Source organism: Marinospirillum alkaliphilum DSM 21637, assembly GCF_900119735.1.
Taxonomy (GTDB): Bacteria; Pseudomonadota; Gammaproteobacteria; order Pseudomonadales; family Halomonadaceae; genus Marinospirillum; species Marinospirillum alkaliphilum.
Genome location: NZ_FPJW01000010.1, coordinates 56,507 through 77,677 on the forward strand (window position 1 = coordinate 56,507; position 21,171 = coordinate 77,677).

The 21,171-nt window shown below is 55.8% G+C and carries 15 protein-coding genes; 9 read left to right on the top strand and 6 right to left on the bottom strand.

Annotated elements, in window-relative coordinates; all coding sequences use genetic code 11:
* Positions 1–166: 166 nt before the first annotated feature.
* Positions 167–1,564: an HDOD domain-containing protein gene (locus BT114_RS12795; RefSeq protein WP_084662249.1), complete on the top strand. Its 1,398-nt coding sequence runs from the start codon at positions 167–169 to the stop codon at positions 1,562–1,564.
* Here the strand turns inward: BT114_RS12795 and BT114_RS12800 are convergent, their stop codons facing one another.
* The gene (locus BT114_RS12800; RefSeq protein WP_072326896.1) at positions 1,565–2,587 is read right to left on the bottom strand and encodes a succinylglutamate desuccinylase/aspartoacylase family protein; all 1,023 of its coding nucleotides are present in this window, start codon (positions 2,585–2,587) and stop codon (positions 1,565–1,567) included.
* A gap of 94 nt (positions 2,588–2,681) precedes the next feature.
* Here BT114_RS12800 and BT114_RS12805 point away from each other — a divergent pair, with 94 nt between their 5' ends.
* The 6 genes from BT114_RS12805 (at position 2,682) to BT114_RS12830 (ending at position 10,871) form a co-directional block, all read left to right on the top strand.
* Positions 2,682–5,165 (top strand): EAL domain-containing protein, encoded by a 2,484-nt coding sequence (locus BT114_RS12805; protein ID WP_084662251.1) that lies wholly within the window; start codon positions 2,682–2,684, stop codon positions 5,163–5,165.
* 90 nt (positions 5,166–5,255) lie between these two features.
* Complete coding sequence (locus BT114_RS12810; protein WP_072326898.1) at positions 5,256–5,993, top strand: DUF481 domain-containing protein; 738 nt, start codon at positions 5,256–5,258, stop codon at positions 5,991–5,993.
* 122 nt (positions 5,994–6,115) lie between these two features.
* Positions 6,116–7,981: an MFS transporter gene (locus tag BT114_RS12815; protein WP_245770447.1), complete on the top strand. Its 1,866-nt coding sequence runs from the start codon at positions 6,116–6,118 to the stop codon at positions 7,979–7,981.
* Positions 7,982–8,025: 44 nt separating this feature from the next.
* A complete protein-coding gene (locus BT114_RS12820; protein WP_072326900.1) occupies positions 8,026–9,573 on the top strand; it encodes a 2-isopropylmalate synthase in 1,548 nt (515 codons plus the stop codon).
* Positions 9,574–10,395, top strand: coding sequence for a hypothetical protein (locus BT114_RS12825; RefSeq protein WP_072326901.1), 822 nt, complete (start codon positions 9,574–9,576; stop codon positions 10,393–10,395).
* On the top strand, positions 10,395–10,871 hold the full coding sequence (locus BT114_RS12830; protein WP_072326902.1) for a GNAT family N-acetyltransferase: 477 nt from the start codon (positions 10,395–10,397) through the stop codon (positions 10,869–10,871). Before BT114_RS12825 ends, BT114_RS12830 begins: the two co-directional genes overlap by 1 nt.
* A 28-nt stretch (positions 10,872–10,899) precedes the next feature.
* Here the strand turns inward: BT114_RS12830 and BT114_RS12835 are convergent, their stop codons facing one another.
* The 5 genes from BT114_RS12835 to BT114_RS12855 all read right to left on the bottom strand — a co-directional run bounded on the left by BT114_RS12835 (position 10,900) and on the right by BT114_RS12855 (position 19,398).
* Complete coding sequence (locus tag BT114_RS12835) at positions 10,900–11,139, bottom strand: cell division protein ZapB (protein WP_072326903.1); 240 nt, start codon at positions 11,137–11,139, stop codon at positions 10,900–10,902.
* A gap of 141 nt (positions 11,140–11,280) precedes the next feature.
* Positions 11,281–13,197: a beta-ketoacyl synthase gene (locus tag BT114_RS12840; protein WP_072326904.1), complete on the bottom strand. Its 1,917-nt coding sequence runs from the start codon at positions 13,195–13,197 to the stop codon at positions 11,281–11,283.
* A gap of 74 nt (positions 13,198–13,271) precedes the next feature.
* Positions 13,272–15,917 (bottom strand): LuxR C-terminal-related transcriptional regulator, encoded by a 2,646-nt coding sequence (locus BT114_RS15295; protein WP_072326905.1) that lies wholly within the window; start codon positions 15,915–15,917, stop codon positions 13,272–13,274.
* A 110-nt stretch (positions 15,918–16,027) separates the two neighbouring features.
* Positions 16,028–17,377 carry a DUF1329 domain-containing protein gene (locus BT114_RS12850; RefSeq protein WP_072326906.1) on the bottom strand — a complete coding sequence of 450 codons (1,350 nt, stop codon included), beginning with the start codon at positions 17,375–17,377 and terminating at the stop codon, positions 16,028–16,030.
* Between the two features lie 29 nt (positions 17,378–17,406).
* The gene (locus BT114_RS12855; RefSeq protein WP_084662253.1) at positions 17,407–19,398 is read right to left on the bottom strand and encodes a DUF1302 domain-containing protein; all 1,992 of its coding nucleotides are present in this window, start codon (positions 19,396–19,398) and stop codon (positions 17,407–17,409) included.
* 337 nt (positions 19,399–19,735) lie between these two features.
* Here BT114_RS12855 and BT114_RS12860 point away from each other — a divergent pair, with 337 nt between their 5' ends.
* Positions 19,736–20,503 carry a ParA family protein gene (locus tag BT114_RS12860; RefSeq protein WP_072326908.1) on the top strand — a complete coding sequence of 256 codons (768 nt, stop codon included), beginning with the start codon at positions 19,736–19,738 and terminating at the stop codon, positions 20,501–20,503.
* Complete coding sequence (trmB, locus tag BT114_RS12865) at positions 20,496–21,161, top strand: tRNA (guanine(46)-N(7))-methyltransferase TrmB (protein WP_072326909.1); 666 nt, start codon at positions 20,496–20,498, stop codon at positions 21,159–21,161. Before BT114_RS12860 ends, trmB begins: the two co-directional genes overlap by 8 nt.
* The last annotated feature ends 10 nt before the right edge of the window (positions 21,162–21,171 follow it).

The following is a 21,171-nucleotide window of genomic DNA, read 5'->3' on the forward strand; positions in this document are numbered from 1 at the left end:
GACTTTTCAAGTGTCAGCGCTTACCCTATAAAGCATATATCTACACGATTTAACCAGAAATTTCTTTCTTCAGGCAGCATGGCCGATTGCATCGTTAGTCTTGAAAACAGCACTTGTTCAGGTCGGCTGTTTTCAGTCTAGAGAGTAGTCAGTTTAGGAGCAGCCAATGAGCCAGGGCGCAATGCTGAAAAAACCTCTTTATTCCCTCACTGACCTGCAGAGTGATGCACTCTTGCAGCGACGTGTGCCCCGTTCCATGGCTACTCCGGGACAGCTACTGCGTAGCACCCTGTTGCAGGCGGTGGATGGTTTTAATCTGCAGGCTGTTTATCCTGCTCATTGTTTGCTGGATCTGCAAAAGCTTAATGCCGGTGGTACGGACTGGCGTGCCCGTTCACCCGATTACCGCGAAAATCTGCTGCGAGACCTGAAAATCAAATCCCTCCCGGCATTACCGGGCATGTTACCGATGCCGCTGTGTGTTGACCTGCGTTATCTGGAAGGAGATTGGGTTTTTGTAGAATCCAGCGACCCGGAAAAACTGCTGCGTTTCACCCGTGATGAATACGTCCAGCTGATTGCAGCCAGTCAGGCGGAAGAAGACGAGTTTTCAGTACCGTTAACTGAAGCACGGCCTAACCTGGATCATCCACACCGGGATGAAAAGGAAATTCGTTTTGCGGTGGAAGCCATCACGCAGCAACGAGTGCGCGCCCGCCTGAGTGAATCGATTGAGATTGCTCCCCTGCCACTGAGCTCACAGCGTTTGTTGGCACTCAAATCCAAGGAGGATGTCAGTGGCACTGAGCTGGCGCAGGTGATTGAAATGGATCCTAGCCTGGCATCCCAGGTGATCAGTTGGGCCAATTCCCCCTATTATGGCGCGCCGGGCAGTATCCGTTCGATTCAGGATGCAGTGATTCGGGTGCTGGGTTTTGATCTGACCATGAACCTGGCGCTGGGTCTGGCCTTGTCGCGCCAGATCCGTCTGCCCAAGGATGGTGTGCACGGGCATCGTCACTTCTGGCGTGATGCCCTGTTGCGTGCGTTGCTGGTGGAAAAGCTGGTCAAGAAGATGCCGCCATTGTCACGTCCTTACACCGGGCTGGCCTATCTCGGCGGACTGCTGCACAACTTCGGTTATCTGGTGCTGGCCGAGGTTTTTCCGCCCTATTTTTCGCTTTATTGCCGCAATCAGGAAGCCAATCCTCACGTGCCACCCATGTATCTGGAACGCTTCCTGTTTGGTATCACCCGGGAGCAGATTGCCAGTTACCTGTTCACCACCTGGGGTTTGCCGGATGAAATGTGCATAGCGGTACGCCAACAGCATAACCCGCACTACACGGGTCCACATTTCAAGTATGCCAACCTGCTGTATCTGGCGGATCAGTACTTGCAGCCTCAGTGGGAGCAAGGTTTAAGCCGCATTCCATCAGCAGTGTATGATCGCCTGCAGATTGCCCCGGAAGATGCGCTGAGTGTGCGCAAAGAACTGGAAGATCTGCCGGGCGAGCAGATGGAGGAGCTGGTGCGGTTGCTGGAGCACAGCGGCAAACGCTGATCAGAGCTGAGGCATGTTGCAGTCGGTCTGGAAGTTTTCCACTGCCTGCTCTGCCTCTTCGATGGCTTCAAAACGGGCCACATGAAACAGCGCCTCACCCTGATTGGCCAGTGGCAGGTTGCTCATGCCGATCACTATGCCATCACTGGTTGCCCGCACTTCCTGCTCAACCCTGCCAAAAGGATCAGCCACCCAGCCCAGGGTTTGTCCCTTCACCACTCTGGCACCCAGGTGCACCTTGGGGCGGTGAATGCCATCAATGGAAGCCCTGGCCCAACTGGAACCATGTGCCACCTCCGCTGCCGGAGTCTTGCGCCCTTTTTTCTGGCTGACCAGCATGCCCAAATGGCGCATCACACGCAGCACACCCCGTACTCCAGCAGCAATGGCCCACTCATCAAATCTCAGTGCCTCACCGGCTTCGTAGGTGATAACCGGTATGTGGCGACTCTGTGCATAAGCCCGCAGGCTGCCTTCGCGTAACTCAGCATTCAGAATCACCGGTGCACCAAAGGCTTCAGCCATGGCATCGGTCTGAGGGTTTTTATGCAGTTCAGCACGAATCTGTGGCAGGTTGGTGCGATGGATGGCACCGGTGTGCAGGTCAATGATGTGGGTGGCCTGATCCACCAGGCTGGTACGGAACAGGGCGGCAATACGAGAGCCGAGGGAGCCGTTTTCATTACCGGGAAAACAGCGGTTGAGGTCGCGTCGATCGGGCAGGTAACGGCTTTGCTGCACAAAACCAAACACATTCACGATGGGTACTGCCAGCAGGGTGCCCCGCAGGTGTTTTAAGGTGGGAGAGCGCAGCAGGCGGCGAACAATTTCCACCGCATTGATTTCATCACCGTGAATGGCACCACAGACCAGCAATACCGGCCCGGCCTGACGGCCATGCAGCACTTCAACCGGAATATGCAAGGGCGCGTGGGTGTAGAGTTTGGCAACCGGCAAATCGATCTGAATGCGCTGACCGGGTTGAACAGCCTGACCAGCCAGTAAAAAAGGGGCACGCGCCATAAGGGGTTCCTGCAACAGTGGGGCTGTGGGCTAGTATGCCAGATGCTTTCTGTTTTACCATGAGGTTGAATCCCTTCATAAGGCTTTTCTTGTCATGCCCGTGATCTCCCCCTCGCGATTATTAAAGCTGCTGGTTGTCGGCATGTTGGGTGGAGTATTACTGATGACATTGGGGTTGCTGACTTATGAAACCCTGCAAACCCATCAGCGAGTGCTGGTGCAACAAACCCAGACACAACAAGAGCAGCTGGATGACCTGCGTCAGCAACTGGATCAGGAAGTCACTGGTCTGCATGATTACCTGCGTTACCACCAATCCCAGGCTGAATCCCTACTGCGTGATATGGCAAGGGAGCAGGTGGATGTGGCCTGGGAAACTGCCATGGGGATTTATCGCACTGCCAAAGGCCGTTTGCCTGATGCCCGAATACAAGAGTTGATTGTAGAAAGCTTGCGTGAGGTGCGCTTTTTTCAGGGGCGAGGCTATCTGTTCATCGACACCCTGGACGGTGACTGCATCCTGCTGCCAACGGCTCCCCACCTGGAAGGCAGCTCACTGTGGGATAACCGGGATGACACAGGTTTTTATATCATGCGTGGTCTGGTGGATGCCGTCAGCAATCCACAGGGGCGAGGGTTCATCCGTTATCGTTGGTATCGCCCCGATCAGCCGCAGGTGATGGCAGACAAGCTGGCTTTTGCCCGGCTTTTTGAGCCTTATGACTGGCTGATCGGCACGGGTGATTACCTCTATCAGATTGAAACGGACCTGAAGCAGACGGCACTGGAGCGCATTGAAGGCTTGCGGCTGCCAGCGGAAGGTTACATTGCCGTGCTGGATGAAGCTGGACGCCTGTTGACCAGTACCTCCTCACCACAGGATGTTGGTCGCTTGCCGGAGGAGCTGGACGATCTGGATCAACAGCAACTGGTGTTGTCTTTTATTGATAAAGCCCGGAACGGGGGCGGTTTTATCGAATACAACTGGTATCGACCAGATCATGAGGGGCGTCATGCCAAACTGGCCAGAGTACAGTGGGTTCCGGAAACCGGCTGGATTTTAGTGGCAGGTGCTTATCTGGATGCACTGGAGCCCGTCAGCACCTCTCCTGTTGGCTGGTGGCAGGCGCTGCGCCAGGAGCTTCCACGCCTGATGTTACCCCTGGTGGTGGTGGGGTTGATCACGCTACTGGTGGCACTCCTGTATGCCCGTTGGTTGGGGCGCTTGTTGGCTGGTTATCAGCAGCATATTCAGCAGCAACAATCACGACTTCAGCAACTGGCGGAACTGGATAACCTGACCCACCTGGCCAATCGCTGGTTATTGGGGCAGAAACTGATGGCCGCCATGGATCGGGCGATGGCCAATGAAATGCGTCTGGGCTTGCTGGTGATTGATGTTGATCGCTTCAAAAACATCAACGACTCACTGGGCCATACTCTGGGTGATCGTGTTTTGCAGATTCTGGCGTTGCGCCTGAACAGCTTGCTGGAAGAAAACCAGCTGTTGGCACGCATGGGTGGTGATGAGTTTGTGCTGCTGGTTGAGGGTGTGCAGGACAACGCGCAATTACTGGAGCTGGCTCAGCGGGTGCTGGAAACCATCCATCAGCCCGTACAGATCGAATACCACCAACTGGTTGTCACCGCCAGCATCGGTATTGCCCTGTATCCTGATCATGGTTTGAATCAGGAAACCCTGTTTCGCCATGCCGATACCGCCATGTATCAGGCCAAGTCAGAGGGTCGTAATCGTTTTTGCCTCTATGTGCGTAGCCTGGGGCAGCGCGTGGTGGATCGCCTGCAACTGGAAAACGACCTGCGTCAGGCATTAAGGCTGGAGCAGCAGTTGTTTCTGGTTTACCAGCCGCAATGGGATCTGCATTCCGGCCAACTGATTGGCTGCGAAGTGTTGCTGCGCTGGCAGCATCCACGCCGTGGCCTGATTTCTCCTGCAGAGTTTATTCCCCTGGCTGAGGAAACAGGACTGATTCTGCCGCTGGGCAGTTGGGTATTGCGTACCGCACTGGCGCAGGCCAGGGCGTGGCGGGAACAGGGTTTGCCGAGTTTTACACTGGCCGTCAACCTGTCCACTGCCCAGTTAACCGCAGATTTGCCACGCCAGATCAGCGCACTGCTGCGCGGTTATGAATTGCCTGCCAGCCTGCTGGAGCTGGAGGTGACGGAAACCTTGCTGATGACTGCACCGGAGGAGGCCACGCAATTATTGGGTGAACTGAAAAAAACCGGTGTACGCATTGCGCTGGATGACTTCGGCACGGGTTACTCCAGTCTGGCCTACCTCAGTCGGCTGCCGCTGGATGTATTAAAAATCGACAAGTCCTTTGTGGATGGCCTGCCAGACCGCCAGGATGATGTGGTGATCACTCGCCTGATCATTCGTATGGCTGCTCAGTTGGGAATCACCACTTTGGCTGAAGGTGTCGAAACCGAAGCCCAACAGCAATTCCTGAAAGCTGCCGGATGTCATCTGATGCAGGGTTATCTGAAAGCTAAACCTTTACAGCAACAAGAAATGGCCGCCTTGTTGTTGGCACTGAAATCTGACCTGTCGTGAGAGATCGACACTGGGGGAATCCTTGCCTTTTGCTCAAACTAATAAGCTCCCTGAGAAACCTCTGAAGCAAATGGGCAGGATAAGATATTGATGTACATGATTTCAAAGACTTCCAAATGCTTGCCAGTGATCGGGTTGTTGATTGCGCAGTCCTTGTCAGCCGATGAACAGCTGCACTGGCGTGCTGAAGCTCAGTTGGGAATTCTGGACAGCAAGGGTGAAAAGCACGACCGCACCATGAATGGCCGTTTGCGCCTGCAGTCGGAAAATGATCTCTGGCGTAATGATACCCGCGCCCAGTTTCTGCAAACGCGTACCGATGGTGAGCTGACCAAGGAAAACTATAGCCTGAGCCATCAGGTGGACTACCGCTGGACCGAGCGTTTTTATTCACTGGCCTTTGCACGCTATGAACGCAACCCCTTTGCAACCTTCGGTAAGGAATATGACCTGCTGGGTGGTGTTGGTTATCGGGTGATCAAGGAAGCAGCCACTGAGTGGGATCTGGAAGCCGGTTTGGGTACCAAGATCACCGAACGCTCGGCTCCTCCTCAGGAAAAAGAAAACAGCCTGTTAAGGCGTGCAGCCAGCAAAGTGTCGCATGACCTGACAGAAAATCTGAGGCTGCGTCAGGAAATCATTTATGACGAAACCCGTGATGCCAATGAGTGGCGCCTGTTGCACAGTTTTGCGGTACGGGCCAATGAGTTCTTTTCGCTGAGTATCAGCCATGAGTGGAAGCGAGTGGATGATACTGTAACCAATGTGCAGGAAGTTGACAGAATCACCACGCTCAACCTGGTGTTCGACTGGGATGGTAGGCGATAAATGGTCTTTTCCAACAGACTTGTGCCATTGGACAACTGGCACAGGAGCTGGATAATCTGATCAGGCGTTTTAAATACTGATCAGAACAGGATGACTTGCATATGTTGGGACCGGGATTACTGTTGAAGCAACGTTTTGGTCCCTTTTTCATGACCCAGGCACTGGGCGCGTTCAACGACAACGTGTTCCGTTTTGCGCTGATGTTCACCCTCACCTTCACGGCAGCGGATCGCCTGACACTGGATATCAATATCCTGATGAATCTGGCGGCAGGGCTGTTTATTCTGCCGTTTTTCCTGTTTTCCGGCATTGCCGGGCAACTGGCCGACAAGTACGAAAAATCCCTGATCATTCGCCGCATTAAACTGCTGGAACTGCTGATCATGCTGGTGGCGCTGGCGGCTTTTACCTTGCAGGTCTGGTGGTTGTTGCTGGCGCTGGTATTTCTGATGGGCGCGCAGTCGGCATTGTTCGGTCCGGTCAAATATGCCCTGTTGCCCCAGCATCTGGCTGAAGATGAGCTGGTCAGCGGTAATGCACTGGTCAGCATGGGCACCTTTGTGGCCATTCTGCTGGGCACCCTGTTGGGTGGGCTGCTGGCCGGCTGGGCTGGTGAAGCCACCTGGATCATCGGTGTTGCAGTGCTGGTGTTTGCTCTGCTGGGGGTGCTGACCAGTCTGGGCGTGCCCAGGGCACCGGCCGGTGATCCGGAGCTGGTGCTGAACTGGAACATCTACAGCCAGACCCGCCGGGTTTTGCTTTATGCTCGTTCCAGCCGCAGTGTTTATCTGGCCATTCTGGCGATCAGCTGGTTCTGGTTCATGGGTTCCGGTTACCTGACCCAGTTTCCCAATTTCACTCGCAGTGTGCTGCATGCCGATGAAAGTGTGGCCACCCTGTTGCTGACGTTGTTTTCACTGGGTGTGGGTGGTGGTGCCCTGTTGTGTGGTTTCTGGTCACGTGGTCGCATCGAGCTGGGTATGGTGCCGCTGGGTGCGCTGGGTATGGCGGTATTCTCCTGGGATCTGTATCGTCAGGCCATGGCTTTCCCCTTGCCGGAAAGTGGCGAAGTGTTGCGTGATCTGTCGACCTTTCTGCAGGTCGGTGGTGTCCGGCTGGCGATGGACCTGATGCTGGCAGGGGTGAGCGGTGGTCTGTTCATCGTGCCCCTGTACAGCCTGATTCAGAAAAAAACGCCGGTGCAATACCGCGCCCAGGTGATTGCTGCGTTGAATGTGCTGAATTCACTGGCCATGGTGCTGAGTGCCGTGATCGGTATTCTGTTGCTGGGTGTGGTGGGCATCAGCTTGCCGCTGTTTTTTGCCTGTTATGGCCTGACGGCCTTGATGGTGGCGCTGCTGGGCATGAGGCTGGCGCGTGATCCGTTGCTGCGCTTTCTGATTTATCTGTTGTCACACAGCTTTTACCGTGTGCGTCATCGCGGGCTGGAGCACATTCCGGAAAGTGGCGGTGCACTGGTGGTGGCCAATCACGTCAGTTATGTTGATGCCCTGTTACTGGCCGGTGCCTGCCACCGACCGCTGCGTTTTGTGATCGACAAGGACATTCATGATCTGCCGGTGCTGAAGCGCTTTTTGCAGCTGGCGGGTACCGTGCCGATCAGTTCCGAGCGTATTGATCGACAAAACCTGCAGCAGGCTTTTGCAGCCATTGGTGATGCCTTGCAGCGGGGTGAACTGGTATTCATTTTTCCGGAAGGTCGCCTGACCACTGATGGTGAAATGCATGATTTTAAAAAAGGGGTGGAACGGATTCTGGCACAGTATCCGGTGCCGGTGATTCCGATGGCCTTGCGGGGGTTGTGGGGTTCCTGGTTCTCCAGAGCCAATGGTCGCGCCTTTCGTAAATGGCCCAGACGCTTCTGGTCACGGGTTGAGGTGGTGGCTGGTCCGGCCCTGCCCGCCGAACAGGCCACGGCTGAACGCCTGCAACAGGTGGTGGCTGAATTACGTGGCGACTGGCGATAACTGATTGAAGCGCCGATAATGACGCTTCAGCTAGGAGATTTGTAATGAACAAAGAACATCTGGTGATTTTTGATACCACCCTGCGTGACGGCGAGCAGAGCCCTGGTGCGTCCATGACCCGGGAAGAAAAGGTGCGCATTGCGCTGATGCTGGAAAAGATGCGGGTGGATGTCATCGAGGCGGGTTTTGCCATTGCCAGTGAAGGTGATTTTGAAGCGGTGAAAGCCGTGGCAGCAGCCGTGAAAGACTCCACCGTCTGCTCCTTGTCCCGTGCCATGGAAGCCGATATCCGTCGGGCGGCAGAAGCCCTGCAACCGGCCGCTTCCGGTCGGATTCATACGTTTATTGCCACCAGCCCGATCCACATGAAGTACAAGCTGCAGATGCAGCCGGATCAGGTGGTGGAGCAGGCGGTCAAGGCGGTCAGGCTGGCGCGCAACCTGATGGATGACGTGGAGTTTTCCTGTGAAGATGCTGGTCGCTCCGAGATCGACTTCCTGTGTCGGATAGTGGAGGCCGCCATTGCTGCCGGTGCCCGTACCATCAACATCCCCGATACCGTGGGTTATGCCATTCCCGAGCTGTATGCCGAGCAGATTCGTCAGCTGATTGAGCGAGTCCCCAACAGTGATCAGGCCATCTTTTCAGTGCATTGCCACAATGATTTAGGTCTGGCGGTGGCCAACTCGCTGGCGGCGGTGCAAGCCGGTGCACGTCAGGTGGAATGCACCATCAATGGCCTGGGTGAGCGCGCCGGTAATGCGGCGCTGGAAGAAATTGTGATGGCGGTGCGCACCCGCCCGGATGTGTTCAGTGTGGAAACCCGCATTGAACCGGTACACATCGTGCCAACCTCCCGACTGGTCTCCACCGTGACGGGTTTCCCGGTGCAGCCGAACAAGGCGATTGTCGGCAAAAATGCCTTTGCCCATGAGTCCGGCATCCACCAGGACGGTGTACTGAAACACCGTGAAACCTATGAAATCATGAAAGCTCAGGATGTCGGCTGGCACACCAACGCCATTGTGCTGGGCAAACACTCCGGCCGGAATGCCTTCCGTACCCGGTTGCAGGAACTGGGCATCAGTTTTGCCACCGAGCAGGAGCTGAACAACGCTTTTATCCTGTTCAAGCAACTGGCTGATAAAAAACACGAAATTTATGATGAAGACCTGCAGGCGCTGGTGACCGACACCCGTGCGGCGGCGGCTGCCGAGCATGTACAGCTGGTGGCGATGGAAGTGCAGTCCAAAACCGGTGAAACACCCCTGGCCCAGGTGGTGCTGAATGTGGAAGGTCAGGAACAGAATGCCCAGGCAGAAGGTTCCGGACCGGTGGATGCGGTCTACAAGGCGATTGAAAGTGTCATCAGCAGTGGTGCCTCACTGGAGCTTTATTCGGTCAATGCCATCACCTCCGGCACCGACTCTCAGGGCGAGGTGACCGTACGCCTGGCACGTGGTGGCCGTATTGTTAACGGACTGGGTGCCGATACCGACATCGTGATCGCTTCTGCCAAGGCCTACATCAACGCCTTGAATGCCCTGCAGACCAGTGTTGAGCGGACTCATCCACAGGGTACCGGAATCTGAATGTCCACTCTCAGCGCTCAGCAGCGTTATGCCACCCTGCAGGTGATGGGCACCCGTTTATGGGTGCCGCGCGTTCGCCTGCCAGGTGCTGCAGTCAGTGTGGCCTGTGACTGGCCGACACCTGCTCCGGTGCTCAGCGGTCGTGAGCGTCTGCAACAGCAGATGGTCGATTTGCGCCTGGACACTGCGCCCCATACTGAAAACACGGTGGCACCGTTATCGCCACCGCCATCCCCACCGGTATCTCCCATCTTGTCAACTGCAGATCAGCCCCAGGCAGAGGCGGCGGTGGTAGAGCAGGTTGCAGCCCTTGCCCGGCAGGCAAGCCGCCAGGTGGTTCAACCTGTGCAACCCCTGCAGGTGGATATCTGGCTGCTGGCCAATGGCTGGCAACTGGTACTGGAGGCAGCTCAGCCCGCAACCGGTTTGAATGAGGCGGAATTACGCCTGTTGCAGCAGTTGTTGCTGGCTTTTTATCCCGGTGGTCTGGGCATTGCTTCACAAGAAAGATTTGTCTGGCCGTTGCCTGGCGTGCCTGTGCTGCCATCCGATGAGGGTGAGCTGAGCATGGCTTTGCAGGCTTTTCTGGGCGGTGCACGTTATCGTTCTGTACAACTGGGCGGTGTGTTGTGTTTTGGTGAGCGTAGTGCTGCACAGTTGCAAGCCGGTTCACAGCGTCACAGGCTGTTAAAGCGGGATGTCTATCAGGCACCAGCCTTGCATCAGCTGTTGCAGCAACCGGTTTTAAAGCAGTCTTTCTGGCAGGAGGCTGGTGAGTCGGGTCTGCGTGCGGCATTTGCTGCTTCCAGTGTGGTGGTGTAATGGCCGCTGCCAGTTTGTATGAACTGGAGTTGCTGGATGCAGCAGCATTGGATGAGGTTTGTCATCTTGCCGCCCGCTCTGATCCTCATGCCTGGCGGCAGGAGTCCTGGCGTAGCAGTTTGATGCATGACTGGGTGCTGGGTGCGCGACTGGATGGCGTGTTGCTGGCGGTGCTGGTGCTGCGCATGGGCTATCTGGAAACGGAGCTGTTATACCTGTTGGTGGCACCGGAAAAGCGTCGCCAGGGGTTGGCAGCCATGTTGCTGGACCAGGCAGTGATCAAAAGCCGGGAATTGCATAGTGAGCGCATGTTGCTGGAAGTGCGGGCATCCAATGAGTCTGCAATAGCACTCTATCAGTCGCGAGGGTTTGTGGAGGATGGGCGGCGCAGGGGCTATTACCCGGTGCTGGATGCGGATGACAGCTTTGAAGACGCCCTGCTGATGAGTCTGCAACTGGATCATCAGCAGGGTTAAAACGGGTCTGCAGGGCTAAAGCGGGAGCTTACCAGTTGGCAGTGCTGGTAGCAGGCTGCTCTGGGCTGGTGGTGCTGTCATCAGCAAGATTTTCCAGTTCGGAGAACTTGTCCAACAACTGCCCCAGTTTATTTTCCCAGGCCTGTTTTTCTTCCTTCAGCGCAGCGTTTTCCTGCTTCAGCTCATCCATTTCCAGACGCAGCATCTCCAGCGATTCCAGAGTGGTCTGAACTTTGTTCTCAAGCTGGTTCAGCAGTTCCAGGCTCATAAATTACTCCCGTTGATCAATGAAAAGGCTCAGGTGCAGGGCTTCCTGGTATGTAGCCTTGTGTAACCGGGATATTTAACGGCATTCCCACGCCTTTTGGCAACTGTAATCTTTCCCTGACGCCAGCAATCCAGCCACTGTTTACAACATATCGTCAAAGGGATTTTTCAGCTTCAGATTAACCGGTTGTGGGTAACCTGGAATGCTCAGGCTGTCAGAACTGATGCTCAGTTCTTCACCCTCCAGCACCTTCTCACCGAACTGGTAGTTGAGCTCAAACTGACCGGCACTGAATGCCTGTTCATGTGCCTGGCTGCTGACCCGTGTCTGCTCCAGTTTGCGGCGGTAGTCCGCCATGCTTTGTTGCCCATAACGGCGGGTTAACATCTGTTCAGTGATGTGTGGTGCCAGCAGCAGTGCACTGGCATTGTTGCCACCAAAACCCTTGGCATTCAGCAGCGCCATGTCCATACCTTGCTGGCCCACTTCCCGGTGTTGATTGCTCAGCAACAGGTTGGAAGCATGGATGTCCGAGGCAAAGTTTTCCACGGTGGTGATGCCCGGCAGCCAGCCTTCGGACCAAGTGCCCAGTGCGCTCATGAACTGGTCGCCACCTGCAGTGCCTTGTGAGTGACCAACAAAGGCTTTGATGGCAGCCACTGGCCAGGACTCAATGCCCATGGCCTTGGCAACTTCGTTGATGACATGGGATTCAGTGACACGGTTTTTGGGTGTGCTGGTGCCATGGGCATGGATAAAACTGCGTTCACGCAGGGCTTTTTCACCCAGCAGACTGCGGCCCAGTGCAGCGGCCTTGGCCAGCGTCAGATAGTTGCCGATGCCCGGTGCCGAAATGGAGCGTTTAAAACCATCAGCATTGGCAAATACCTCGGGTACTGAGCCGAGGATCTGTGCGCCGGTTTCAATCGCCAGGTCGTCGGCAACCAGCAGGGTGAACTGGGCGGATTCAGCAATGGTGAAGCCGCAGTTATCTGCAAAGGGGCGGCAGGCACGACGGTAATGGCTGTCTTCCAGCTGTTCAACACCATCCAGCGTGCGCAGGCTGATGTTGTCTGCCAGTGCACCCATGGCACGGAAACCTTCAATGATTTCCGGTGTGACCGGTGCATCGGAGGTGCCTACTAAAGCGATTTTCAGACGGCCGGAACGTATGGCGTTGGTGGCTGCCTGCAGGTTGTACAGGAAGGTGGCGCAGGCACCCAGCAGGCCGCTGGATTGACCGATGTTGCCCAGCATGTAGGCATTGATGAAGTCGGCGGTCATCTGGGCATAACCCAGCGGCATCTGTTTGGAAGTGGTGCGTTTGCCGGTTACGGGACTCTGCAGCAGTCCGCCCCAGCCTTCCTGATCCAGTTGACCAATTGAATTGCTGGCAAAGACCCCGATCTGATCCGGGCGTACCCGGCTGCTCAGTACTTGCCATTCAATGCCCGTCTGACCCAGCAGGTCAGACGCACCAAACACCGCCATCTGCAAGGCGCGGGGGTGGTTGGCGCTGCGGTAGTGGGCACCCGGATCAAAACCGGTCGGCAGCAGGCCAGCGGCCTGTACCAGGGCTTCCCGCGGGTCATCGATCAGCATGTCCTGGGCGGCAGTTACCAATACTTCCACTTCCGTGGCGGACACATCGCGCAATTGCCAGTGGACCGGGATGCGCTCTGGCAATTGACGACGACGCAGGCGGAAGCAGATGGGATCTTCACCCGGTTGCAGCGTGATGGCACGGCTGCCGGGATGGGCATGCACATCAAACCAGTCTGGATGAATGCGGCGGATCAGGGTGTTGTCCAGCAACTGCTGGCGATAAAGGGCCGTGACAGCGGCGCTGTTCAGTTGTTGGCCATCATGGGTCAACCACTGGTCAGCTGCTGACTGCTTTCGAGCCAGTCCTGTCAGACTGATCAGAGACAGCAGGCTGGCCTGTTGTTCCTGTGCGGGTAGTTGATCAAGCAGCATGCGCCGAAAGGCGTGGTGACCGGATGTGCGTCCTGCAGGGCTGACGCCGCCCATACCGATGATGACAGGAAGATGTGACAAAAGACGACCCTCGAAATCAGTGACTGGCGCTATCTTAACATTGCTGTTTAAAACGGGCTATGAAGATGAGCCGGTCATAACAGTCGCAGTTCACGGGCTCTTGAAACAGCCTGAGTGCGGGAGCGTACATCCAGCTTGTGCAGGATATGGCGCAAGTGGGTTTTGACCGTGTGCAGGGAAATGAATAAACGCTCGGCTATCTCTTTGTTCTGCAGGCCTTCCGCAACCAGCAACAGCACTTTTTCTTCGCGGCTGGATAAGGCTTCCACGGGGCGAGTGGGGTCGGCAGGTGTGCTGCGGCGCTGGTGAATCTGATCCAGCAGGCGCTGAGCAAAGGCTTGCAGGTCAGAACCGGTGGTGAGCTGTTCTCGCAACTGCTGCAACAATTCCTGCAGGCTGGCATCGGCCCCCATGAATGGCATGCAAAAGTCTTCTTGCATGGCCAGTTGCAAGGCTTCTCGCAGGCAGCTGAGTGCTTCACTGGTCTGGCGGTTGTGTTTCAGTGCCTGGGCCTTGTGGGTCAGGATAAACAGCCCGGCAGCAGGATACTCCGTGGCTTGCTGCTGCAGTGTTGTCAGTTGCTCCAGTGCCTGAGGGTAACGGCGATGAGCCAGCAAGGCACGGGCATGCAGCAGTTGCAGCAGCTGTTGTTGCAAGGGCAGCTGCAGCAGTGGCTGGGGTTGCGGCTGGTTGACCAGCTGTTGCAGCCAGGTTAAAGCCAGCTCACTTTTACCCTGATCCAGCCACAGGCTGGCCTTGAGTGCCGTGATCATGGGCTGCCAGGCGGATGATGCCGGATGCTGCAAGTGAAGCGTGCGTTCTGCTTCATTGATCCAGTCAAACGCAGCTTCATGCAGGCCCTGGGCGCGGGCATTCAGTGACAGCACCAGCTGGCAACTGATCAGGTGCAAGTCATTGGCGGGTTGCAGCAGCGACAGGCTTTGTTGCAGATGGGTTGCAGCAAGGTCGCACTTGCCTTGCAGCCAGTAGACATAACCTTGCAGTAACAGCAGATAACCCTGTGGTATGGGTTGCTGGCAAGGTTGGCGGCGTGCTTGTTGTAACAGGTGGTCAGCCAGTTGCAGATGGCCCTTGCTGATTTCAATGCAGGCATGGTCAGCAACCAGTAAATACTCCAGCTCCGGGCTTCTGGCGCGATGAGCCAGCATCATGGCTTCACGATTGAAACCGCGTGCAGCTTTTAGCTGGCCTTTAATAAGCTTCAGGCGAGTGATCAGATGCAGTGCCTGTACACGAATTTCCGGCAGGCTTTGCTGCAGCTGCGGATACAAGGCCAGCAGATGGTTTTGTGTCTGATTCAATGCGTCGGTGGTTTGTCCGGGCAGTGCTTGTTGCCAGCAGTGCAGCAGGTTGCGTTCGGTGCTCAGCCTGTCCGGCAGGGTGTTTAGTAGCGACTCCAGCCCTTCAAACTGTCCATTCAATAGTTGAGCCCAGCAGCAAGCGAGGGTCAACTGGGGCGATTGCTGTAACTGCTCGGGGCCAAGCAGGGTTTTCCACTGCAGGTATTCATGGGCTGAACGGCCTTGCAGCAGCCAGCAGGCCAGCTGTTCCATCAGCTTGGCAAGCAGTTGCGGTTCCCCGGCCAGAAATGCCTGCTGGGTGGCGGCATAAAACCAGCCGTGGCGCTCCAGCGCATGGGCAGCCCGTTGATGAAACTGACTGTTGATACTCTGGTGTGGCAGGTACTGCACAAGGGAACGGCATTTCAGCAGCAAGGGATGCAGGGTATAACGAGGTGCCTGATCGGCATCCTGCAAACAAAGCAGCAAACCACTGTGATGCAGGTTTTCCAGTTGATCGGGCTGAGCGTCTGTCACCAACTCTTTCAGTAAATCGGCGGAAACCGGTGGTAATACTGATAACCAGGCCAGTAAATGCTGTTGTTCAGGTGGCAAGTGCAGGAGCACCTCTTGCTGTAACCAGTGATCCAGCAGTGAGAAATCCCCGGTTTGGGACACTAGGCGAATGGCGGCTGGCCAGCCCCGGGTTTGTTGATACAGGTCGTTGATATCGGGTAACTGCAACCGCTTGTTGAGCTGGCTGAATAACTGGTTGATTTCATCAGCGCTGAAAGCCAGTTGCTGGTGGCTGATGCAGCAGACCTGCTCTTGCAACTGATGGTGATGGATCGAAAACGGCAGGGGTTGCCGACTGGCCAGCACCAGACTGATACCGGATGGCAAGCCTTCAATCAGCAGCTGCAGCAGGGGTGTACTGGATGCATCAAGCTGCTCGACACCATCCAGAATCAGATGGCAGGACTCAGGTAACCAGGGGGTCAGTTCGGGCAATAGCTGGCTGAGCAGGGTTTCAGCAGAAAAAGACGCTGCTGACTGCACAGGCATCAACTGGATTTGATCCAGCAAGGCTTGCCCTAAGCGTTCGGGAGCATCTGGCAATTGCCGCAAACCCAGTACCAATCCCGTCAGTAGCTGTTCAGGCCTTACCGGTGCCGGTTGCAGGCTGAACCAGCAGCAGGGTACGCGCTTGCTGTGCATCCACTGGCTCAGCAGCAGTGTTTTGCCACCGCCGGCAGGTGCCAATAACAGGATCAGGCGTTTGTTGGCTTGTTGCTCCAGCAGCGAAAGCAGGTGCTCACGCACCAGGGTATGAGCTGGCATCAGCGGCGGTTCAAATCGGAAAGGAAGCAGGGCAAGGGATGCAGGATCCTTGCCCTGAGCGTCAGTCACTGATGACATGCAGGCCCTTTGTTCTGTCAGCGGCTGCCACTAACGGCTGCCGCCGGGAGTTCCGTGATGGATTGCCTATACCCTAAGCGACCCGCATCACGGAAACAAGGGCCAGCTGATCAGCGTCCGCCGGCGCGGCTTAATGCCGCCGGAGTGAAGTTGCTGCGTTGTGCGTTGTAATCCCAGTTGTAGCCACGGGTATCGTTGATCAGGCCGGAGACGATGTAGCGTCCGTTGACCAGATCATAGATGGTTTCAGCGGCATACCAGGGCACCTGAACGTCCCAGAACTGCACCATGTGGCCTTCAGCAACACGCCAGAGGTTGCCACGACCGTCGTAGTGGTCAACATGGGCCAGCTGATAGGTGTCCTCATCAAAAAACATGGTGCGTTTGGCGTAGATATGGCGCTGACCATCACGCAGAGTCCCTTCCACTACCCACACCCGGTGCAGCTCATAACGGGTATGGTCGGGGTTGATGTGACCGGCACGGATGATGTCATTCACGCTCAGGTTGGTATCCAGCAGTTTGTAGGAGTTGTAGGGGATGTACATTTCCTTTTTGCCAACCAGACGCCACTCATAACGATCCGGTGCGCCGTTAAAGACATCCAGACCATCGGAGGTACGCTGACCATCCGCTGCAGTGCCGGGTCCGTCATAAGCCACCTGTGGAGCACGACGTACACGACGCTGACCGGCGTTGTAGATCCAGGCGCGGCGAGGCTCTTTCACCTGGTTCATGGTTTCCTGCACCAGCAGTACGGTACCGGACAAGCGTGCCGGAGCCGTGACCGACTGCAGGAAGTAGAACAGGCTGTTTTCTTCCGGGTCAGCGATGAACATGAACTCTTCGTTCAGGGTCACCGGGGTGAAGTTGCCGTTGGTCTGTGGTGTCACCAGCGTTACTTCACGTTCAGCACCGGGGCCGCGGTAACGGGTTGAGTGGTTCCAGACCAGCTCTACACCGGTTTTCGGAATCGGAAAGGGAGTGACCTGGCTGAAGCCCTCTACACCATTGCCATCATCCACCAGTCGAGCGCTGCCGGCATTCTGTTTGACCTGATCATAAACCGCCTGGGGGTAACCGGCGGTGCGGTGTGTCGGGTAAACCGGAATGCGGAAGGTATCGGGATACTTTTTCAGCATTTCGATCTGGCCGGGAGCCAGGCGAGCTTGGTGCTGTTGCCAGTTCTGGGCAGTGATCACATACAGGGGTTGTTCACCGGCAAAGGGATTGCCATAACCCTGACGCCAGTTGCCCGGGCCTTCTTTCAGGCCGCCGTTCCAGGCGGGGATACGGCCGTTGGCACCAGCGGTGCGCTCGGCACCCATGGGTGTCAGCTGGTTGCCGCCGAGGCGCTCGGCAGCCTGCAGACTGCTTGTAGCGGTAGTAGCCAGCAGTCCAGCGGTGAGGAGGGCTGCTGCCAGCCCACTCAGATTCAGATTGCGTGTTTTTGTTTTCATGATGCTGTCCTTCAATTCTGTGCGTGGAATCAGTAGTTCATGCCAACACTGAGGCTGATGAAATTGCGGTCATCCAGATCCCAGTAATCGGTGTCGAAATAGTGGGTGTAGCTCAGGCTGCCGAAGTAGGTGTTCATGTACTCGGCGCTCAGGGCTGTGCCCAGAATCTTGCGGCCTTCGTAGAACTGGCTGCCCGGCTCCGGACCATAACCACTCACGTCATGACTCCAGGTGACTGTTGGTTTCAGCGTCAGACCACCCACAAGAGCATTGGTGTATTCCAGCTGAGCGGCAATGCGGTAGCCCCAGGAGAACTCAGTGACATAGCCGTTGTCGGCAAATACCACGTCAGGATCCAAGCTGTCAGCAGAATCCTCCTTGCCCCAGGAACCATAAACGGAAGAGCGCCCAAAGCGGATTTCATCGGTGCTGGGCAGATCGTTGACATAGGTGAAACCCACTTCACCGATCAGGCGCAGGTTGTCTGCAGCCAGTACCCGGTTGAAGTCATGCAGGAAGGTGGTCTGGAACTGGAAAACATCAAACTCACGGTAACCCTTCTGTTCACCGGCTTCCAGCTCACGGATTTCGGAAGGAAGGCGCTGTAGTAAGGATCCGTAGATGGGAGTGGTATTGCTATTGTGTACTGCAGGGTCGTAGCCGAGGTTGCCCAGTAAGCCACGAACCAGCACGTCATTGGCATTGATCTGAATTGGGGCATCAGGACGGTAGGTGAACTCACCGGACCAAGCTGTACCTGAAGGCAGCAGGGTGGCAAATGAAATACCGAAAACCTTCTGGTCTTCCGGGAACTCGATGAAGTAGCGTGTTGGATCATCGCCGCCCGTGGCCCCGAGTGCACCACCAGTTGCTGCATTAGCGGCGACTGCACCATCAGAGCCGGAGCTTACAATGCCGCCAGCATAGGGTAGGCGGCTATGAATATTCTGGAAATAAAAGCCGAACTCTGTGCCGTTAAGTTGTTCAGCATACCATTTCAGTGCAATACCGAATTGGCCAGAGTTGCTTGCTTCACGATCTGATGCCCGCTCAGCAATGGTTGCGTCGCGACTGTCGCCACCTGTTCCTGTGTAGGCTGCTGCAAGACCGGAAAAAGGAGTACCTGCAAGGCTTCCATCCAGATTGTTCTGCTCGGAAATGCCCGACTGGTAATACACCGGCCCACAGCCTTCTGATGCAAAGTCATTGTTGGAGAAGAAGGTGCCGCAGGCATCGGCACGAGTGCGCTGCCATTCCAGCTGGTAATAACCCTGCAGGGTAAAGGCGCCGTTGTCATCCAGGGTGATGGAGCCGGACAGCATGGTCACCGGCAGCAGTGCGTCACGCAGTTCGGCACCGGGGCGACGCAGGGCCTGCACGTCAATCGGGTTGGCAACGTTCTGACCGCCCTGGATAAAGGTGCTTTCACCCCAGTTGAGTACATGGCGACCAAAAATCAGCTGTGCCGGGCGACCCATCACATCAAAATCACCCCACACATAAGCATCCATCAGCTCAATGCCGCTTTTGGCATCATCAAAGGCTGTGGTGCCCTTCCAGTCGTCAACCATGTCAGCACTGGATGGAGAACCACTCAGGTCGCTCAGGGCACGGTCATACCAATAGCGGAAGCTCAGGTTGGCGCCATAGTTGCGGTACTGGGCATGAGAAAAACTCAGGGAGTGATTACCGGTGATGGTCTGGGAGAAGGCATCGCCCTTGTCAAAGTTCATATTGCCATCATCGGTGTTACTGGAGCTGTGGCCCTGATAAGAGGCATTGCTGCTGGGGTTTTTGCCCATGGCCTCAAGGGTGCCGCGAGCAATGTAATCATTGTTGCGATTCTGGGTGCGCCAGCTGGAGCCAACGGCAATCTGGGAGTCGACTCGGACACTGACATCACCCAATTCAAACTGGGCAGCCTGGGCTTGTGATAACCCGGCAACCGCCAGGGCGATCAGGCTGAGACGGGGCAGGCCGGATTTCAGCATTCCGGTTCTGCGGTGAATTTTTTGACTCATGATGCTCACCTCTTGTTGTTATCTGGTGTTGTTGTCTGGTGTGGCTATTCACTGCCTGTTTCAGCCAGGAGCGTGCTATGCATGCATAATATTGGTATGTAAACAGGCGTTTGAATGATGTACGCCTAAGTCTGGTCCTCGACCTGGTATGCAGCTATCACTCTTAAGGATGATTTTTCAAACGCTGAAAGGGTGTTGTTAAAGTGGCTCTGCATCCGGGTGTGGTTTTTGGTAACACTTGCCGCTGAGGGTGTCCTTCATGTGGCAGTGCGGCATGGAAGGGTGCTAAGATTTTCTTCCATGACAGCTTCATCCAATCGGATCAGAGGGAAGAGACATGCGCAGAGTTGTGTTCAACCAGAAGGGCGGGGTCGGTAAATCCAGTATCACCTGTAATCTGGCTGCCATCAGTGCTGCCCAGGGGCATCCGACCCTGGTGGTGGACCTGGACCCGCAGGGCAACTCCAGTCATTACCTCACCGGTCAGCCGGCGCATGAAATGGATGGCAGCATGTTTGACTTTTTTGAACAGGCGCTGACCCTGGGGGGTGGCCGTAAAACCCTGGGTGACCTGGTGCATGCCACACCCTATGAGAACCTCTATGTACTGGTGGCTCATCCCGAGCTGGAAAGTCTGGAAGCCAAACTCGAATCCCGCTACAAGATCTACAAGCTGAAGGAAGCCTTGCAGGCGCTGAATGAGGTTTATCCCTTCATCTGGATTGATACACCACCGGCACTGAACTTCTTTTCGCGCTCGGCACTGATTGCCGCCCAGTCCTGCCTGATTCCTTTTGATTGTGATGCCTTCTCACGTCAGGCCCTGTATTCCCTGAAAGCCTCCATTGATGAGCTGAAGCAGGATCACAATGGTGATCTGGACATTGAAGGGATTGTGGTGAATCAGTTCAATGCTCAGGCGCGTTTGCCGCGTCAGTTGATTGATGAGCTGATGGCAGAGGGGCATCCGGTATTGCCAGTGCATCTGACCAGCTCCGTAAAGATGCGTGAGTCGCATCAGGTGTCTCGTCCTTTGACTCACTATGCTCCCAATCACAAGTTAACCAGGCAGTTCCAGGAGCTGTTCGAGCTGCTGCATGCCTGAAGACAATAACTCGCGCCCGGTCATCAGCAATCAGACCGGGCTGCATGATCAGCTTGAAACCGTGGTGCGGCGACATTGCACCAGCCCCTTTCAGAAACCTCTGGCCGATTTTAATGTGGCTGCCTTTGTCGAAGCCGATCAACGCCTGCAGCAGCATGGCGGGCCACTGATCCTTGATTCCTGTTGTGGTGTGGGTGCCAGCACACGGCTGCTGGCGCGACGTTTTCCACAGCATCTGGTGATCGGTGTGGATCGCTCGGAACATCGCCTGCAACGCCAGTGGGGTGAGTTGCCGGACAACGCCTTGCTGGTGCGTGCTGATCTGGTGGATTTCTGGCGCTTGGCGAGACAGGCAGGCTGGCGACCGGACTATCACTTTCTGCTGTATCCCAACCCCTACCCCAAAAAGAAGGATCTCAAGCTGCGTTGGCATGGTCATCCGGTGTTTCCGGATCTGCTGGCGCTGGGTGGTGTGCTGGAGTGTCGTAGCAACTGGAAACTTTATGTTGGAGAAATGCAACAGGCGCTGAAGTTTCTGGGGGTGGCTGCCGATTTAAACCCGGTTGAGATGGGGGATGAGCCCCTGACACCCTTTGAGCTTAAATATGCACGCAGCGGCCACCAACTCTGGCAGTTAAAGGCTCAGCTGCAGCACTGACCCAGACAAG

Excerpts from the sequence above, each read along its gene's own strand:
- BT114_RS12850 (WP_072326906.1), bottom strand. The coding sequence starts at position 17,377 with ATGAAAACAAAAACACGCAATCTGAATCTGAGTGGGCTGGCAGCAGCC.
- BT114_RS12855 (WP_084662253.1), bottom strand. The coding sequence starts at position 19,398 with ATGAGTCAAAAAATTCACCGCAGAACCGGAATGCTGAAATCCGGCCTG.
- BT114_RS12820 (WP_072326900.1), top strand. The coding sequence starts at position 8,026 with ATGAACAAAGAACATCTGGTGATTTTTGATACCACCCTGCGTGACGGC.
- BT114_RS12800 (WP_072326896.1), bottom strand. The coding sequence starts at position 2,587 with ATGGCGCGTGCCCCTTTTTTACTGGCTGGTCAGGCTGTTCAACCCGGT.
- BT114_RS12825 (WP_072326901.1), top strand. The coding sequence starts at position 9,574 with ATGTCCACTCTCAGCGCTCAGCAGCGTTATGCCACCCTGCAGGTGATG.
- BT114_RS12835 (WP_072326903.1), bottom strand. The coding sequence starts at position 11,139 with ATGAGCCTGGAACTGCTGAACCAGCTTGAGAACAAAGTTCAGACCACT.
- BT114_RS12805 (WP_084662251.1), top strand. The coding sequence starts at position 2,682 with ATGCCCGTGATCTCCCCCTCGCGATTATTAAAGCTGCTGGTTGTCGGC.
- trmB (WP_072326909.1), top strand. The coding sequence starts at position 20,496 with ATGCCTGAAGACAATAACTCGCGCCCGGTCATCAGCAATCAGACCGGG.
- BT114_RS12860 (WP_072326908.1), top strand. The coding sequence starts at position 19,736 with ATGCGCAGAGTTGTGTTCAACCAGAAGGGCGGGGTCGGTAAATCCAGT.
- BT114_RS15295 (WP_072326905.1), bottom strand. The coding sequence starts at position 15,917 with ATGTCATCAGTGACTGACGCTCAGGGCAAGGATCCTGCATCCCTTGCC.
- BT114_RS12795 (WP_084662249.1), top strand. The coding sequence starts at position 167 with ATGAGCCAGGGCGCAATGCTGAAAAAACCTCTTTATTCCCTCACTGAC.
- BT114_RS12810 (WP_072326898.1), top strand. The coding sequence starts at position 5,256 with ATGTACATGATTTCAAAGACTTCCAAATGCTTGCCAGTGATCGGGTTG.
- BT114_RS12830 (WP_072326902.1), top strand. The coding sequence starts at position 10,395 with ATGGCCGCTGCCAGTTTGTATGAACTGGAGTTGCTGGATGCAGCAGCA.